This is a genomic window from Candidatus Schekmanbacteria bacterium RIFCSPLOWO2_02_FULL_38_14 (assembly GCA_001790855.1).
Lineage (GTDB): Bacteria > Schekmanbacteria > GWA2-38-11 > GWA2-38-11 > GWA2-38-11 > 2-02-FULL-38-14-A.
In genome coordinates, this window is the sequence record MGDH01000019.1 from 13,172 (window position 1) to 29,219 (window position 16,048).

Below are 16,048 nucleotides of genomic sequence, written 5' to 3' on the forward strand. Positions count from 1 at the left end.
GAAAGATGGCAGAAGAAAAGAAAGAAGAGAAAAAAGAAGAAAAGAAGGAAGAGAAGAAAATAAAGAAGAAGAAAGAAAAGAGGGTTCTTAAAAACGGTATAGCCCATATTAAGTCAACTTTCAATAATACTATTATATCAATTAGCGACACTGACGGCAATGTTGTTGCCTGGGCAAGCAGCGGAAGTCAGGGTTTCAAAGGCTCAAGAAAAAGCACACCTTTTGCTGCAACAGTTGCAGCTGAAGTAGCCGCAAGAAAGGCTTTGGAATTCGGTCTGAGGCAGGTTGAGGTTTTTGTGAGAGGTCCGGGCTCCGGAAGAGAGGCAGCAATAAGAGCCCTTCAGTCAGCAGGTTTATCAATAACAGTTATTAAAGATGTAACTCCTATTCCGCATAACGGGTGCAGGCCACCCAAGAGAAGAAGGGTGTAAATAAAAGGAGAGAAATTTGGCAAGATACAGAGAATCAGTTTGCAGGCATTGCAGGAGAGAAGGAATAAAGCTCTTTTTGAAAAGTGAAAGATGCTATACAGAGAAATGTGCTTTTGAAAAAAGAAGCTATGCGCCGGGACAGCACGGACAGTCAAGAAGAAGCAAGCCTTCAGACTACAGAATGCAGCTAAGAGAAAAGCAAAAGGTAAAAAGAATTTACGGAGTTCTTGAAAGGCAGTTCAGAAAGTATTTTCAGATTGCAGACAGAGAAAAGGGAATTACAGGGGAAAACCTTCTGAATATTTTGGAAAGAAGGCTTGACAATATTGTTTACAGGTTGAATTTTGCTGGTTCAAGAAAACAGGCAAGACAGCTTATAACACATGGTCACTTCATGGTAAATGGGAAAAAAGTAGATATTCCTTCTTTTCTGGTCAAAAAGGGGGATGCGATTGAAGTAAAAGAGAAGAGCAAAAATCTTTCAGCAATACTGTCTTCTCTTGAGCTTGTTAAAAAGAATCCACCTCCTTCATGGCTTATATCTAACATTGATAAACTTGAGGGAAGGATTGCAGCTATGCCAAACAGGGCAGAGATACAACTTCCAATTAACGAAAAGTTTATAGTAGAAATTTATTCGAAATAGTAAAAAATTAAAAACTCTCTTTAGGAGAATTTATAATGAAATTTCAAAGTTTACACAGACCTAAAAGGCTTGAATGCGATTTGGAAACTCTTTCTGGCACATATGGAAAGTTTTTCGCGGAGCCATTTGAGCGTGGTTTTGGGGTCACAATCGGGAATTGCCTGCGAAGGATTCTCCTATCCTCTATAGAAGGCGCTGCTGTTACTATGGTAAAGATTGAAGGAGTGAACCACAAATTTACTTCTCTTCCGGGAGTCATTGAAGATATTGCAGATATAGTTCTGAACCTGAAGCAGCTTCGTCTCAAGGTTCATTCAGATGAGCCAAAGAAGATATCTCTCTCCTCTTCAGGAGCCGGAGAAGTAAAGGCTTCAGATATCGAACATAACGGAGATGTTGAGATACTGAATCCTGATTTGCACATTGCAACTCTGGACTCAGACGGAAAACTGGAGATAGAGATTGAAGTCAGAAAAGGGAGAGGGTATTGTCCTGCAGAGAAGAATGAGGATGAGAGACATCCGATAGGAATGATTGCTGTTGACGCTATTTTTTCACCTGTCAAAAAAGTGAACTTCAATGTGGAGAGCGCAAGGCTTGGACAGGAGACTGATTATGACAGAATTATATTTGAAGTATGGACTGACGGAAGTGTCAAGCCGGATGATGCAGTTGCTTATGCTGCCAAAATATTAAAGGACCAGATGTTAATTTTTATAAACTTTGAAGAAGAACCTGAAGCAGAGGAAGAGGAGAAGGTAGATATTGAAAAGGAAAAAGCTTATTCTAATTTAATGAGAAGCGTTGATGAGCTTGAGCTTTCTGTGAGGTCCCAGAATTGCCTTAAGAATGCAAACATAAAGACAATCGGAGAACTGGTTCAGAGAAGTGAAGGTGAGATACTCAAGACAAAGAACTTTGGAAGAAAGTCTTTAAATGAGATTAAGGAAATACTTAAGAGCATGAACCTGGCTCTCGGAATGAAGCTTGAGGAATGGCCTCCAAAAGAGCCTGTGAGTGTTAAAGAAGAAACTGTTGAGGAATTCGATTAATTCCTGGAAGATTTAAATTTTTTTTAGTTTAGAGGATTTTAAAGAAAATGCGACATAATATGAAAGGCAGAAAACTCGGAAAAACTACAAGCCACAGACTTGCCATGTTCCGCAATATGGTTACTTCTCTCTTTGAGCACGAGAGGATAGAAACCACTGTTGAGAAAGCAAAGGAGATTAGAAGTATTGCAGAGAAGATGGTTACTTTGGCAAAAAAGGAGACACTTCATTCAAGAAGGCAGGCAGCCTGCTGGATAAAAAATAAAGTTGTTCTCAAGAAACTTTTCAATGAAGTTGCAGGCAAGTATTCTGAAAGAAAAGGCGGTTATACGCGAATAATCAAAACCCGCATCCGCCACGGCGACGGCGCAAAAATGGCGATAATTGAACTTGTGGAGTGATATAAACATTGAAAATTGAAAATTGTAAAATAAAAATTTTAATTTGAATTCTTTCCAGTTTCCAATTAAATTCTCTACTGTTCCTGTAATGGTTTTTCAGAGCTTTCCTTTTTAAAACTATCCACATTAAACCTCTCCACAGCCTTATACCATAAAAGCTTTGTGTATTCATAAAAAAGGTTTTTTGCAGAGGGTCTTTCCCGCCACCATTTGTCAGGATTGTATTCACGGTCTTTTGAGGGATGGGAAAGTATTTTTATACCAGTTCCGTTGAGAACTTTTGAAAAAATCCACTTAGCCCTTCTTGTGTGGTAACTTGAACTTACAAGAATAAAACTTCTGAAATTCTTTTTCACAAAAATATTTCTGTTGGTTTTTGCTTCTTCTATTGTTGAATTTCCATCGATTCTGACAGGGATTATGGCAGAATGCGGTACTTTAAGCGAGAGAGCCTGCTTTTCCATGATATCTGCTGCATAGGTGTTCCAGCCAATTTCATTGCCGTTAAGAACCAGATATTTTCCATAACCCTCTTTGAAAAGTTTAGCTCCTTCTTTTACCCTTTCTCCTTCACCATTGTCTCCTGCAAGCACAAGAATTGCATCACACTTTTCAAGCTTGTCGCTGACAATCAGGTAGTTGCCGATTGCCTTTAAGATGTTTGGATAGAAAAAATATAATCCAATAATAATACCAAGAATTATAAGCCATTTTACCAATCGAAACATAATTTTAACCTTTCTATCTTTTCTTTTTAAGCTCTTTCCAGCTTTCAAGCCTTTTCTTTATCTCTTCTTCAAAACCCCTGTCAGTCGGACTGTAATAAACTCTTCCTTTTAATTCATCAGGCATATAATCCTGCTCAACAATTGCATCTTCGTATTTATGGGCGTATTTATAGTCTTTCCCGTAGCCTGCTTCTTTCATAAGTTTGGTCACAGGATTTCTTATGTGCAGAGGAACAGGAATCGTTCCTTTTTCCTGTACATCAGCCTTTGCAGAAAGATAGGCTTTATAGACCGCATTGCTTTTAGGCGCACAGGCAAGGTATATGGCAGCCTGCGCAAGAGATAAATCACCTTCAGGCATTCCTATAAAATCCACGGCATCCTTGGCAGCAACAGCAACCTGAAGCGCTTGCGGGTCTGCATTGCCAACATCCTCTGAGGCAAACCTTACCATCCGCCTTGCAATGAAAAGCGGGTCTTCTCCTGCTTCAAGCATTCTTGCAAGCCAGTAAAGCGCAGCGTCAGGGTCGCTTCCTCTGAGGGATTTGTGGAAAGCTGAAATGATGTTATAATGCTCTTCCCTGTCCTTATCATAGGCAAGGGTTTTCTTCTGCATTGCCTCTGAAGCCAGTTCCCTTGTTATAATCCGCTTCCCTTGCCCATCTGGGGTACAGCTAATTACAGCTGCTTCAAGGGTATTGAGGCAAATCCTTGCATCTCCCTGGCAGTTGCTGATAATGAACTGCAATGCTTCTTCTTTTATTTCAGGGTTATAAGCCTTCAATCCCCTTTCATCTTCAATCGCCCGCCTTAAAATAGTGGCAAGCTCTTCTTCTGCAAGCTGATAAAAAATATAAACCTTTGTCCTTGAGAGAAGGGGAGAGTTGACTTCAAAAGAGGGGTTTTCTGTTGTTGCGCCAATCAGGATTATTGTCCCGTCCTCCACGTGAGGGAGAAAGGCATCCTGTTGGGCGCGGTTGAAGCGGTGGATTTCATCAATGAAAATTATGGTTTTTTTATTGTATCTTTCAAGTTCTTTCCCTGCCTGAAAAATCACATCCTTTATCTCCTTGATTCCTGATGTAACAGCGCTGAAGGAGATAAAATTTGATTTGGTCATATTAGCAATTATCCTTGCAAGGGTTGTTTTTCCTGAGCCCGGAGGTCCCCAGAAAATCATTGAGCCAACCTTGTCCTCTATGATTGCCCTGCGAAACATCTTGCCTTCGCCCAAGATATGCTTCTGCCCGACAAAGTCATCAAGGGTTTCAGGGCGCAGGCGGTCTGCAAGGGGTGCAAACTTTTTCTTCTTTCTTTCAGGTTTCTGGTCAAAAAGGTCCATAGGTGTTTTGGATTTAAACTAAGTTTGTCAGCAAAATAATACACCACCAAAGGCGTTATTGTCTATGTAAAACATTTGTCCTCAGCCTCTTTAACTTTAAATCCTTTCTTGACTTAGGGAAGATTTTAAAATAAATTTTAAATTATAAAGATTTTGAATTTTAATTCAGCTTTTTAGCTAAAACAGAAAAAATTCCATGATGGATATTCCTGATGAAGAGAGAAAAAGGTATTTTTATAACCATAGAGGGAATCGAAGGGTGCGGGAAATCAACACAGGCAAAGATGCTCGGGAAGTATTTAGGAAAAAAAGGTCTTGATGTTATCCTGACAAGAGAGCCTGGCGGTACAGAAATAGGAAATCAGATAAGAAAAATTCTGCTTGATAGAAAAAATAAAAAAATTCTCGCTGTTACAGAGCTTCTTTTATATGCTGCAAGCAGAGCACAGCATGTGAATGAGGTTATTGCTCCGGAACTTGCAGAAGGAAAAATAGTAGTTTGTGACAGGTTTAGTGATGCGACAACTGCATATCAGGGTTATGGAAGAGGGCTTGATAAAAAAATGATTTCTGTATTGGATAAATTCTCAACCGGAGGGTTGGTTCCTGACCTGACAATTATTTTGGACCTTCCTGAGAAAGTTGGTCTGGAAAGAGCGAAGAGGCGTAACAGAGAAATGGGTATTTCCAGAGGCGAAGGAAGGATTGAAGAGGAGGGTTTAGTATTTCACAGAAAGGTCAGAAGAGGGTATCTGAAAATAGCAAAAGATGACCAGAAGAGAGTGAAAGTAATTAATGCTCTCAGAAGCATGGAGGAGATTAATGCTGAAATATGCAAAGAAGCAGATAAACTGATTAAGAGAAATTTTCAATAGGCGCTTTTATGGGAAAAATCACAAAAATAAGATATGGAAGCTTTAAAAAGCTTGGAATCTTTTTAAACAATGAGATTGAGCTTAAAAGAGATGATGTTTGTATAGTTGAAGGTGAAAAGGGAGAGGAACTGGCTGGTGAAGTTGTTATTCCTCCTTTTGAGCCGCCTCAAGGCTCGGGTTTGGCGCCGTTTAAAAAAATATTGCGCAAGGCGACAAAAGAGGATTTGGATAAAATAGCAGCGAATGAAAAAAGCGAAGAGGAGATTTTAAAGAAATCAGTTCAGAAGATAAGAGAAAAAGAGCTTAAAATGAAGCTTATCAAGGTTGAAAAATCCTTTGATAGCAGCAAGATAATTTTCTATTTTACTTCTGAAGGAAGAGTGGATTTCAGAGAACTTGTAAAGGACCTTGCTTATGAGTTCAGAGCCCGCATTGAGATGAGACAGATAGGAGTGAGAGATAAGGCGAGGATTATTCAGGGTTATGGTATTTGCGGAAGGGCATTTTGCTGCTGTTATTTTCTGAATGAATTTGACCCTGTTTCTATAAAAATGGCAAAGGTTCAGAACCTTACTCTTAATCCATCAAAAATTTCCGGAGTATGCGGCAGACTGATGTGCTGCCTCAAATATGAGTATGAAACCTATAAAAGTATAAACAGGGATCTTCCCAAATACGTGGAAAAAGTTATTCTTAAAGATGGCAAAAGCGGAAAGGTGAGAAAGGTAAATACTCTTGGACGAACTGTTATAGTAGAGCTTGAAGACGGAACAAATGTCAATGTAAGCGCAGATGACCTGACTTTTGACAAGACTCAGCACAGTCCCTGCGAGGAAGAAAATGAAGAAATATTGGAAGATATACCAGAAGAATTAAAGGAATGACAGAGCAGTTATTTTTATATTTTATTATTTTTCTTTTTGGGTCTTCAGTTGGCAGTTTTCTTAATGTTTGCATTTATCGCCTTCCAAGAGAGGAATCAATAATCTCTCCGCGTTCTCACTGTACAATATGCAATAAACCGATTCTGACAAGAGACAATATCCCGATATTGTCTTACATTTTACTAAGAGGGAGATGCAGAAACTGCGGAGAAAAGTTTTCTGTTATTTATCCTTTTATAGAATTTCTGACAGGAATTATTTTTCTGTATTTTTTTTATTTCTTCGGGTTCAACCTGAAGATTGTACCATACCTTGTTCTTACATGTTCTCTTATTGTCATAAGCGTCATAGATATTAACTGCCGTATAATTCCAAATGAAATATCAATTCCATTCATATTTCTGGGGATTTTATTTACCCCGCTCCTTCCAATAAAATGGTCTGACTCGCTTCTTGGAATTCTCTTTGGAGGAGGAATCCTTTATTCAATAGCTGTCATCTACGCCTTGGTTGCAAAAAAAGAAGGAATGGGAATGGGAGATGTGAAACTTCTGGCAATGATAGGTGCATTTCTTGGAATAAAAGGAGCCGTTGTTACTCTTCTCCTTGGTTCTTTCCTTGGAACTATCGGAGGTTTTGCAGCTATACTCTTAAGCGGCAAGGGAAGGGACTATCCAATACCTTTTGGTGTCTTTCTTTCAATAGGCGCAGTCATTTCCTTATTATGGGGAAATGACCTTTTGGATTTTTATCTTGGATTGATGGGTGGAGTAAGGTGAGAACAGATTTAACTTTTATCACAAACGAGAAAGACAGAAATCTACTTGCTCTTTATAAATCTGCTGATGAGCTTCTTAAGAGCCACTTTTCAGAAAGTGCAGCACAAACCACTGGTCCACGAGAAGTTATTCTTTCTGAATATTTATTGGGTAAATAAAAATGGAAGAAGATAAAGCTAAAGGTAATAAAGGAGAACTTGTTATTTATCGTTCAAAGGACGGGCAAAGTTCTATATATGTTCATTTGTTTGAAAATACTGTGTGGTTAAATTTAGACCAGATGGCTGTTCTTTTTTCCAGAGATAAATCAGTTATTTCCAGACACATTAAGAATGTCTTCTATGAAAAAGAATTAAATAAAAAATCAGTTGTTGCAAATTTTGCAACAACTGCATCTGACGGCAAGACATATCATGTTGATTATTATAATCTTGATGTAATTATTTCAATTGGCTATCGTGTAAAGTCTCAAAGAGGAGTGCAGTTCCGCATTTGGGCAACAAAAATACTCAAAGATTATCTTGTTAAAGGATATACATTAAATCAAAAAAGGATTGCTGAATTAAAAGGAAAAGAATTTAAGGAATTTGAAGAAGCAGTTTTTCTAATTAAAAAGATCATAGAAACAAAGCAGTTAAGCAGCAGTGAATCAACAGGGCTTCTGCATGTCATCACTGATTATGCCAATACATGGTTACTCCTTCAGAAATACGATGAAGACAAGCTTGAAATCAGCAGGAAAACCAAGAGTCTGTTTGTTTTTGAATATGATGAGGCGGTTCAAGCTATTAATGAATTGAAACACAATTTAATAAGTAAAAAGGAAGCAGGCAATCTTTTTGGGATTGAAAGAAGCGATGGGTTGAAAAGTATTCTTGGTAGTATCAGCCAGACCTTTGGAGGAGAAGAACTGTATCCAAGCATAGAAGAAAAAGCTGCACACCTTTTGTATTTTATCATCAAAGACCATCCATTTACTGATGGCAACAAACGCATTGGTTCATTTCTTTTCATAGTCTTTCTTGCACGTAACAGGTATCTCTTCAAGAAAAACGGAGAGCGAAAGTTTAATGATAATGCCTTAGTAGCACTGGCTCTGCTTATTGCTGAAAGTGCGCCAAAACATAAAGATATAATGATAAAACTGATTATGAATTTTTTGGTGAGTTGAAGTTAATATGGATAAAGAAGAGGTATATTAAATAGTTTGTGGAATCTTGAACAATTCTTTTGCTACCAAGAAGTTCTTAAAAGCATCAAACCCCAAATCTTCTTTCCCCATCCATGCTTTATGTGCAGGGATTGCAAGTACGGGGAGGATTGCAGGGAGTGGGAAGGGAAATAAATCCTTTTAATGTAATAGAATAGATTTAAAAAGATAATCAGCTTTTGATTATTTTTAACAATATTTCTTCTGCTTCTTTTATAAACTCTTTTGCATTTTTAATTTGTCTTTCAGCATCTACTTTAGACACCACAAAGAAATCTTCATAATCTCCGGCTTCCCTGAAATCTTTTGCTTCACTCAACTTTTTACCAATTTTTCTGTCCATTATATCTGTTTTTAAAAATTGCTGATTAAACTAAGGATATGACTCCTGAATGTTTGCTGCTATCAAGCTCTTTAGTTGCAAGCAGTGCCCTTGCTGCAGAAAACATGGCATAGTAGGATCTTGAGAGGGAATCTTTAAATAATTTTTCTCTCAGAAGCACTTCAGCTGAGTTCAGTTTTTCTTTTGCGTTTTCCAATCTATATCTGGCATAATCTTCCCTTGTTTTCTTCACAAAGAAACACCTTCTTTTGTAATATTCTTATAGAAGAAAGTTTCATAATCTTTTATGCGGTTAAACTCTGCTTCGGAATAGATTTTCAATGATATTTGTGAATTATGTTCAATCTCAACATCTATTAACACATCATAAATCTTATCTATTAAATCCCAGCTCTTTTTCTTTAGGACTAAAAGTATATCAATATCAGATTCTTTTCTGAAATCACCCCTGGCCTTTGACCCAAACAACCTTATATTTACAAGATTTTGTTTTAAAAGAATTTTCATCTTTCCACAAAATTCTTTAACAGCTAAGGTCTCTTTTTTATTTAACTGTCCTATCTTCATAAAATAAATTATACTGTCTAAGAATATAAAAAATCAAGGAGTAAAATACATATTTTATGCTATAATTATTTTATCCTTAACATACCTATTCAAACTGCATGATTGTGTTTCCCTTCTGCCGACAGCAGAGAGGCTTAATTCCCATAGCTTATTTGGAGTTTTAATAAAAAGAGAGGTTCTAAGCATCAAACCCCAAATCTTCTTTCCCCATCCAGGCTTTATGTGCAAGGATTGCGAGTATGGGGAGGATTGCAAGGAGTAGGAAGTGAATTAAAACCTTCTAAAAAACTAAAAGGAAGCAGAAAAAACTGCTTCCTTTTTGATTTTAGATTGATATTCTATCAATAAACTTTCCAAATTGACAATCCAGTATGTGATGATATAAAGTCATTTCACCTATCTTTAATATAAAAATAAAAATTATGCTGAAATCATATCTTAAACGAATAACTGAGGTTTCAAAAAGAGGAGATGCAAGAGAGGAAAGTTATTATTCCTGCCTTGAGGAACTTTTAAATAATTATGCTGACTCAATAAATAAAAAACAGATAAATGTTACTACCCTGCCTAAAAAAACTGAGGCTGGAAATCCAGATTTCAGAATATGGGATGGAAAACAACATATTGTTGGTTATATTGAAGCCAAAGCGCCATCAATCGAATACTTAGACCAGATAGAAACGACAGACCAGTTAAAACGGTATCTGCACACTTTTCCAAATTTGATATTAACCAACTTTTTTGAATTCAGGCTTTATCGCGATGGTGCTTTGACAGATAAGGTCAGTATTGCCAGACCTTTTGTTCTGCATAAGCTAAAAACTATTCCAACAGTTGAAAGAGAATCTGAATTTTTCAATTTACTGGAAAGATTTTTCTCCTTCTCTCTCCCAAAGGTTTATGATGCCAAAAGCCTTGCAATTGAATTGGCGAAACGTACACGGTTTCTAAAAGAAGAGGTCATTGCAGAAGAACTAAAAGAGGAAGAAAAAAACGGCAGAGGATTTATCATTGGTTTTTATGAAGCATTTAGAAAATATCTTATAAATACCCTTTCAAAAGAAGAATTTGCTGATCTCTATTCTCAAACAATAACCTACGGTCTTTTTGCTGCAAGGACACGAACTGAAAATGGATTTAACAGAAAGCTTGCTTATTATAAAATCCCAAGGACAATTGGAATATTAAGAGATGTTTTTCAGTTTATCTCACTTGGTGAATTACCAAAACAAATGGAATGGATTGTTGATGATATTTCAGAGGTTCTGGCAGTTGCTGATGTGAACAGTATTCTTCATAAATATTTCCATGAAGGAAAGGGAAAAGACCCAATAATTCATTTCTATGAAACTTTTCTTACAGAATACGATCCTAAAACCAGGGAAAAGAGAGGTGTTTATTATACTCCAGAGCCGGTGGTGTCCTATATTGTTAATTCTCTGCATAATATTTTGAAAGAGCATTTCAACAAGCCTGATGGATTTGGAAGCGAATCAGTTACTGTTTTAGACCCTGCCGCAGGAACGCTTACTTTTTTGGCTGAAGCAGCCAAACTGGCAACAGATGAGTTTATTTCTAAATATGGCGAAGGCGATAAAGAAAATTTTATTAAAGAGCATATTCTTAAAAATTTCTATGCTTTTGAGTTGATGATGGCTCCTTATGCAATAGGGCACTTAAAGATGTCATTTTTATTAGAAGAACTTGGTTATAAGCTTCATGATGATGACAGATTTAAACTCTACTTAACTAATACCTTAGAAGTGGAAGACCTTGAACAAACAGAACTCCCTGGAATGGCTTCTCTTTCAAAAGAATCTCATTTGGCAGGCAAAGTCAAAAAAGAGCAGTCCATTTTAGTAATTCTTGGAAACCCTCCATATTCAGTAAGTTCAGTGAATAAATCTGAGTTTATTGAAAAGCAAATGGGAATTTATAAAGAAGATGTTCGCAATGAAAAGAATATCCAACCTCTTTCTGATGATTACATAAAGTTTATCCGTTTTGCTCACTGGAAAATAGATGAGTCAGGTAAAGGTGTCATTGGAATGATTACCAATAACTCCTATCTTTCTGGATTGATCCACAGAGGAATACGTAAAAAATTGTTGGAGAGTTTTAATGAGGTTTATATTTTAAATCTTCATGGGAACAGCCGTATTGGTGAAAAATCTCCTGATGGAAGCAAAGATGAAAATGTCTTTGATATACAGCAAGGAGTTTCAATTGCATTATTTATAAAAGATAAAAAACAGAAAGGACTAGGAAAGGTCTTTTATCAGGATTTTTATGGACTCAGAGAAAAAAAATATGAATATCTGATTAAATATGCTGTTGATTCAACGAAATGGATAAAATTACAACCAACTGACCCCTATTATTTCTTTGTAGAAAAGGATTTTAGTGGAGAAGTTAAATATAAAAAATTCTTTTCTGTAAAAGATATATTTCTAGAATATAATGCTGGAACTGCTACGGGAAAAGATGAAGTATTAGTTGATTTTCAAGAAGATAGCTTAGCAAGAAGGTTGTCAACTAAAGATAAAGACAGTTTCTTAAATCTAATGGAGAATTATGGAATAAAAAGTGAATTGATAACTAAATGGTATGAAGAGTTAAAAGGAAAAAATATTAATGAACAAATTATTCTATACACATATAGACCATTTGATAATAGATTTATCATCTATAATGCAGGCATTATACAACGATTAAGAGATAACATAATGAAACACTTTTTGAATACTAATTTAGGGTTGGTTTTACAAAAAAATACTAAGAGTGAATTTTTTAATGAAGTTTTCATTACCCAAAATGTATCTGATAAACATCTTATAGGTCATCAATCATTCATTTTTCCTCTCTATCTATATCCATCAAAAGACAATCCTAAAAAACGCTCTTCAGGGCATATTATGATGCTCTTTGAGTCAGAGGCAGATTATAAAAAGAAAAAACCGAATTTGTCGCTACAGTTTATTGAGAGATTAGTTAAGACTTTTAATAAATCAATATCACCTGAACAAATTTTCTTTTATATCTATGCTGTCCTTTACTCAAACATCTATCGTACTAAATATGCTGAGTTCTTGAAGATAGATTTTCCAAGGATACCTTTTACCAATAACTACAAACTATTTAACAAGATAGCTGATTATGGGGAAAGTCTTGTTGAGTTGCATCTACTTAAATCTAAAAAACTTGATTCACCTGTTGCAAGATTCCAAGGCAAAGGTGATAATAGAGTTGAAAAAGTAAAGTATGGAAATGGGAAACTTTATATAAACAATGACCAACATTTTGAAGATGTAGAACCTCAAGTTTGGGAACACCAAATTGGTGGTTATAGGGTTTGTGACATATGGCTGAAGTATAGAAAAGGAAAACCATTGTCACATGATGATATAAAACATTATTGCAAAGTTGTGACTGCTTTAGGGAAAACAATAGAGATTCAAAAAGAGATAGATACGTTATATCCAGACATTGAAAAAGAACTTATTGAATTTTGAATATAGTTAGAATTTAAAGGGCCGTTTCTCTTTAACCCCACACCACCAAATAAAAACCTGAACTCTCTGAGGTTTTGATTTTCAGAAAAATCTACCGGTTTTTTTATTTTTAATTCTAATATCTTTTTAATTCCAATAAATCTCTTTACCATTCTTTCATGCTTTTTCATTGACCTATTTTCTTGTAAGCTTATTTTGAAATAAAAATATAAGAAAAGAGAGAAATTTTGAAACTTTTGCCTTATTTCCTTATTCAATATTCTTAAAAATCTCATTCAACGATTCAAGAATCTTTTGAAGATTAAACGCCTTTTTTTCTTCAAGTGGCAAAACATCAAGAAGTTCTGCTTCTATCCTGGAACTCATCTCCTTAATCTCTGTATCCGAGCGTCCCATATTAATGCGATATTTCTTAAGAGCATTGCCGAAGCCGTCTTCTGCAAGCTTCTGTTTAAATAGTTGCCATAGCTCTTTGTCTCTGAAATTAAATCCTGCCCTTAGCAAATATCCCAAATCATAAAAATCCCTGCCCGCAATATCCTCTCTTGTGGCAGAGGCTCTTAATTTCTCAGCAACAAGCTCTTTCAGGGCAAGGCAATTGACACTTCCACAATCAAAAAGCGGTTCTTTTGTGAAAGGGTGAAGAAATTTATGATTAACCTTTTTTGTCACAGCAGGCAAAACAGGATTAAACCTTAAACCGATTTCGAGCTTTATTGACTGTTTATTGCTTAAAACTACTGAGTCATAATCAATATAATAGATATACTGGGTAGGCTCACTGTGTCCGGATTTTTCCACATCTTCTATGTTCATCCCAAAACTTCTTACGAAGGACTTAATTTTTTCTTTGACAGGTTTGATCGTATTCCTGCGAATAGTGCGGGTGATTTCACCAGCCGGAAGCCTTAATGAAAAATCCAAATCTTCGCTGAGACGGTAATATGAAAAATAAATCTTGCTTAAACATGTCCCGCCCTTAAAAATGAGGTTATCGTTAAGCGTATTGATACCAGAAAGGATGAGTGTTATAAAATAATCCTTCTCAAGAAGAAACAAGGGAAATCCTGTCTGTGCAGAAGTCCTTTCCAGAACTTTTAAGAATTCATCCTTATTGCTGTGAATCATTTAAAATAACCTTCCACTTATTGTTGATAGTACCTTTGCGGGATTTTGAGCTGTAAAGGGTGGTTAATGATGCATTCCTGACGCATTTTATTAATGGAGCAAGCAAGGAATCATTTACTCTGCATTGCTCCAGAGCAAAGCCAATTCTTTTGCGCACTGCCATACATGGAAAAAGTATTGTATACTTAATGAGTTTCTTAACATCAACCTTATTAGAGGTAACCTGTAACCTAAGTATCTCAAGCGCTTTTTTTAAACCGCCCACTGGATCAGAAAAATAAATCAGGTCAACAAGAGTCCTTTCCCTGTCGCTAATAGTTATTTCCGATTCCCTGATTTTTACTTTTTCAATGCCGTACATCCTCTTGGGAGAAATTTTTAGTAACTTAAATGGAATGCCACAGATGATACGTTCTCTTTGAAGTGAGGTATTTAGAATATAAAACGTCTGGAATATTTGATTCGTGAAGCGATAGTAGTTATACATTGTTGAGTAGCCAACATAGTAGTTTCCTGAGAGAAAAAGAACAGGAGGAATTAAAAACTCATTTATATGACTGCCCGCTGGCCCAGCCTCAAGAGGAGAATAGTAATAAATCCCTTTTGTAATTGGCTTAAGAATACCTTTCTTCCTGAGCTGATATATAATTTGCCTTGTTAAAACAGATTGCCCAAAAAGCCTGTCAAACTGCTTTCTGGTGATAATAGTGGTTTTCTCGTAAGATAGGCGAGAAATAACCTCTGTTTCTTTGGGTCCCAAATATTTTGTCATTGTCTTATATTTTACGATTATCGTTTAATAAACGATTATTGTAAATTATTATACATTGCTATTGGCACTTGTCAAGATAAGTGTTTCTTTCGAAGTGTTAATTAATTAAACCGGTTCTCTTTTCTCCCACATAGATGATATTATAACATTGCATTAAATAGAAGATGGTTTTGAGATCAAAAAGAAAATAGTTTGAAAAAAGTCTGAAAGTTGATAATAGTGAAAAGGGAACGGCAGGTTGTCCCCTTTATTTTATTCTATATGAATGAGTTACAAAAATATATTGTAATAATTCCTGTAATTGAGTTGAAGCAAAATTTATGCAGATTCACTGAGCATAAATTTACATGGATTTCGTTTTGGAATGATTTAAATAAGCTAGATAAAAAAGTTGTATCAGGAACGTATAAGTTCTTTGTTAATCCTAATATTTCTTTAGATTCGCCAACTAAATTGTTTATATGTGTAATAGTAGATACGAACAGTAACGATGAGGCATACAAAATTGGAGTAGAGAAAATATTAACCTTAGTCAATGAACTAGTGTGGGTATTTCTAACTGGATTCCGGATTATCTATCACGAAGCAATAACAATACCTCTTGTTTCCATAGCTTCTTCAACAATTAAAATAGACAACGTCGACCTTATAATAGAGAAAGGAATCACAAAGGCAGTGGTGACTCCTTACGAACAACATAAAATTTTATCGCCGTTTTCTATAACGCTTCGAAACAATGGATTTATTACTGCTTATGGCAAAATTCCTCAGTTTGAAGGCAATGTTAATGCACAAAAACCATTAATTCCTGAGGAAAAAGTTTTAAACCTAGAAGCATATCTTGAAAAAGTAAGACCTAATAAACCTAGTATTAATAGTGAGTTGATAGATATGATGGCAATGCTTTATAGTGCTGCTGTTACGACAGAAGATATAGCTATATCGTATTTATTATTATGGCAAATATTAGAGTCCTTTGGATCCGCCAAAAAAACAACTAATAAATTAATTACTCATGGAACACTCAAAAAGGTAAAATGCTTACTGGATGAAGAAAAACAATACAATAAAGATATTGTTAATAGAGTTATCAATTTATTAGGGAATGCAAAAGAAAAAGGAGATGTTCAGCAAATATCAAAAACTCTCAAGGAAAATTTATATATAACCCAGGACATTAGAGATATAGAGAAAAAAGTTAAAGAATTTAGAAGTATAAGAGGTTCAATTACCCATCCAAATCCTTCAAAGAAGCTGGGGGTAAGTAAATTAATGGGAAAATATGTAGAATTATTCGAAATCGTAGAACGGTTATTTAAATCATTATTAGAAAAGTAGTACTATATTAAATGGATGGTATGAAAAATTAGGGGACGTT

The 16,048-nt window shown here is 35.6% G+C and carries 16 protein-coding genes and 1 pseudogene; 10 read left to right on the forward strand and 7 right to left on the reverse strand.

The features are described 5' to 3' along the window. The first annotated feature begins 5 nt into the window (after positions 1-5). The 4 genes from A3H37_07185 to A3H37_07200 are packed head-to-tail and all read left to right on the forward strand — an operon-like array spanning position 6 to position 2,530. The gene (locus A3H37_07185; protein ID OGL50084.1) at positions 6-431 is read left to right on the forward strand and encodes a 30S ribosomal protein S11; all 426 of its coding nucleotides are present in this window, start codon (positions 6-8) and stop codon (positions 429-431) included. 16 nt (positions 432-447) lie between these two features. Next, positions 448-1,077, forward strand: coding sequence for a 30S ribosomal protein S4 (locus A3H37_07190; GenBank protein ID OGL50085.1), 630 nt, complete (start codon positions 448-450; stop codon positions 1,075-1,077). Between the two features lie 35 nt (positions 1,078-1,112). After that, positions 1,113-2,129 (forward strand): DNA-directed RNA polymerase subunit alpha, encoded by a 1,017-nt coding sequence (locus tag A3H37_07195; GenBank protein ID OGL50086.1) that lies wholly within the window; start codon positions 1,113-1,115, stop codon positions 2,127-2,129. 47 nt (positions 2,130-2,176) lie between these two features. Next, positions 2,177-2,530, forward strand: a complete 354-nt coding sequence (locus A3H37_07200) for a 50S ribosomal protein L17 (GenBank protein OGL50087.1) — start codon at positions 2,177-2,179, stop codon at positions 2,528-2,530. A gap of 74 nt (positions 2,531-2,604) precedes the next feature. Here the strand turns inward: A3H37_07200 and A3H37_07205 are convergent, their stop codons facing one another. Next, on the reverse strand, positions 2,605-3,306 hold the full coding sequence (locus A3H37_07205; GenBank protein OGL50088.1) for a hypothetical protein: 702 nt from the start codon (positions 3,304-3,306) through the stop codon (positions 2,605-2,607). Next, on the reverse strand, positions 3,272-4,600 hold the full coding sequence (locus tag A3H37_07210) for an AAA family ATPase (protein OGL50089.1): 1,329 nt from the start codon (positions 4,598-4,600) through the stop codon (positions 3,272-3,274). Before A3H37_07210 ends, A3H37_07205 begins: the two co-directional genes overlap by 35 nt. 230 nt (positions 4,601-4,830) lie before the next feature. On the opposite strand from A3H37_07210, the gene A3H37_07215 reads away from it, so the two are divergent. From A3H37_07215 to A3H37_07230, 4 genes are all read left to right on the forward strand, one after another. Then, complete coding sequence (locus A3H37_07215; GenBank protein OGL50132.1) at positions 4,831-5,475, forward strand: dTMP kinase; 645 nt, start codon at positions 4,831-4,833, stop codon at positions 5,473-5,475. A gap of 8 nt (positions 5,476-5,483) precedes the next feature. Continuing rightward, a complete protein-coding gene (locus A3H37_07220; protein ID OGL50090.1) occupies positions 5,484-6,359 on the forward strand; it encodes a hypothetical protein in 876 nt (291 codons plus the stop codon). Further along, positions 6,356-7,138 carry a hypothetical protein gene (locus A3H37_07225; protein OGL50091.1) on the forward strand — a complete coding sequence of 261 codons (783 nt, stop codon included), beginning with the start codon at positions 6,356-6,358 and terminating at the stop codon, positions 7,136-7,138. The genes A3H37_07220 and A3H37_07225 overlap by 4 nt, the downstream gene beginning before the upstream one ends. Before the next feature lie 160 nt (positions 7,139-7,298). After that, complete coding sequence (locus A3H37_07230) at positions 7,299-8,309, forward strand: hypothetical protein (protein OGL50092.1); 1,011 nt, start codon at positions 7,299-7,301, stop codon at positions 8,307-8,309. 211 nt (positions 8,310-8,520) lie between these two features. Here A3H37_07230 and A3H37_07235 read toward each other — a convergent pair. Beyond that, a pseudogene (locus tag A3H37_07235) lies at positions 8,521-8,923 on the reverse strand (hypothetical protein). Beyond that, on the reverse strand, positions 8,920-9,198 hold the full coding sequence (locus A3H37_07240) for a hypothetical protein (GenBank protein ID OGL50133.1): 279 nt from the start codon (positions 9,196-9,198) through the stop codon (positions 8,920-8,922). The pseudogene A3H37_07235 and the gene A3H37_07240 overlap by 4 nt, the downstream one beginning before the upstream one ends. 482 nt (positions 9,199-9,680) lie before the next feature. On the opposite strand from A3H37_07240, the gene A3H37_07245 reads away from it, so the two are divergent. After that, positions 9,681-12,770, forward strand: coding sequence for a DNA methyltransferase (locus A3H37_07245; GenBank protein ID OGL50093.1), 3,090 nt, complete (start codon positions 9,681-9,683; stop codon positions 12,768-12,770). Here the strand turns inward: A3H37_07245 and A3H37_07250 are convergent. Genes A3H37_07250 through A3H37_07260 form a run of 3 tightly spaced genes read right to left on the reverse strand, consistent with a single transcriptional unit; the run spans position 12,713 to position 14,670 of the window. Continuing rightward, positions 12,713-13,045 (reverse strand): hypothetical protein, encoded by a 333-nt coding sequence (locus A3H37_07250; GenBank protein OGL50094.1) that lies wholly within the window; start codon positions 13,043-13,045, stop codon positions 12,713-12,715. The two genes, A3H37_07245 and A3H37_07250, sit on opposite strands and share 58 nt — an antisense overlap. Further along, positions 13,020-13,898 carry a hypothetical protein gene (locus A3H37_07255; GenBank protein OGL50095.1) on the reverse strand — a complete coding sequence of 293 codons (879 nt, stop codon included), beginning with the start codon at positions 13,896-13,898 and terminating at the stop codon, positions 13,020-13,022. Before A3H37_07255 ends, A3H37_07250 begins: the two co-directional genes overlap by 26 nt. Continuing rightward, complete coding sequence (locus tag A3H37_07260) at positions 13,882-14,670, reverse strand: hypothetical protein (protein ID OGL50096.1); 789 nt, start codon at positions 14,668-14,670, stop codon at positions 13,882-13,884. The genes A3H37_07255 and A3H37_07260 overlap by 17 nt, the downstream gene beginning before the upstream one ends. A 261-nt stretch (positions 14,671-14,931) precedes the next feature. Here A3H37_07260 and A3H37_07265 point away from each other — a divergent pair, with 261 nt between their 5' ends. After that, complete coding sequence (locus A3H37_07265; protein OGL50097.1) at positions 14,932-16,008, forward strand: hypothetical protein; 1,077 nt, start codon at positions 14,932-14,934, stop codon at positions 16,006-16,008. Positions 16,009-16,048: the final 40 nt, after the last annotated feature.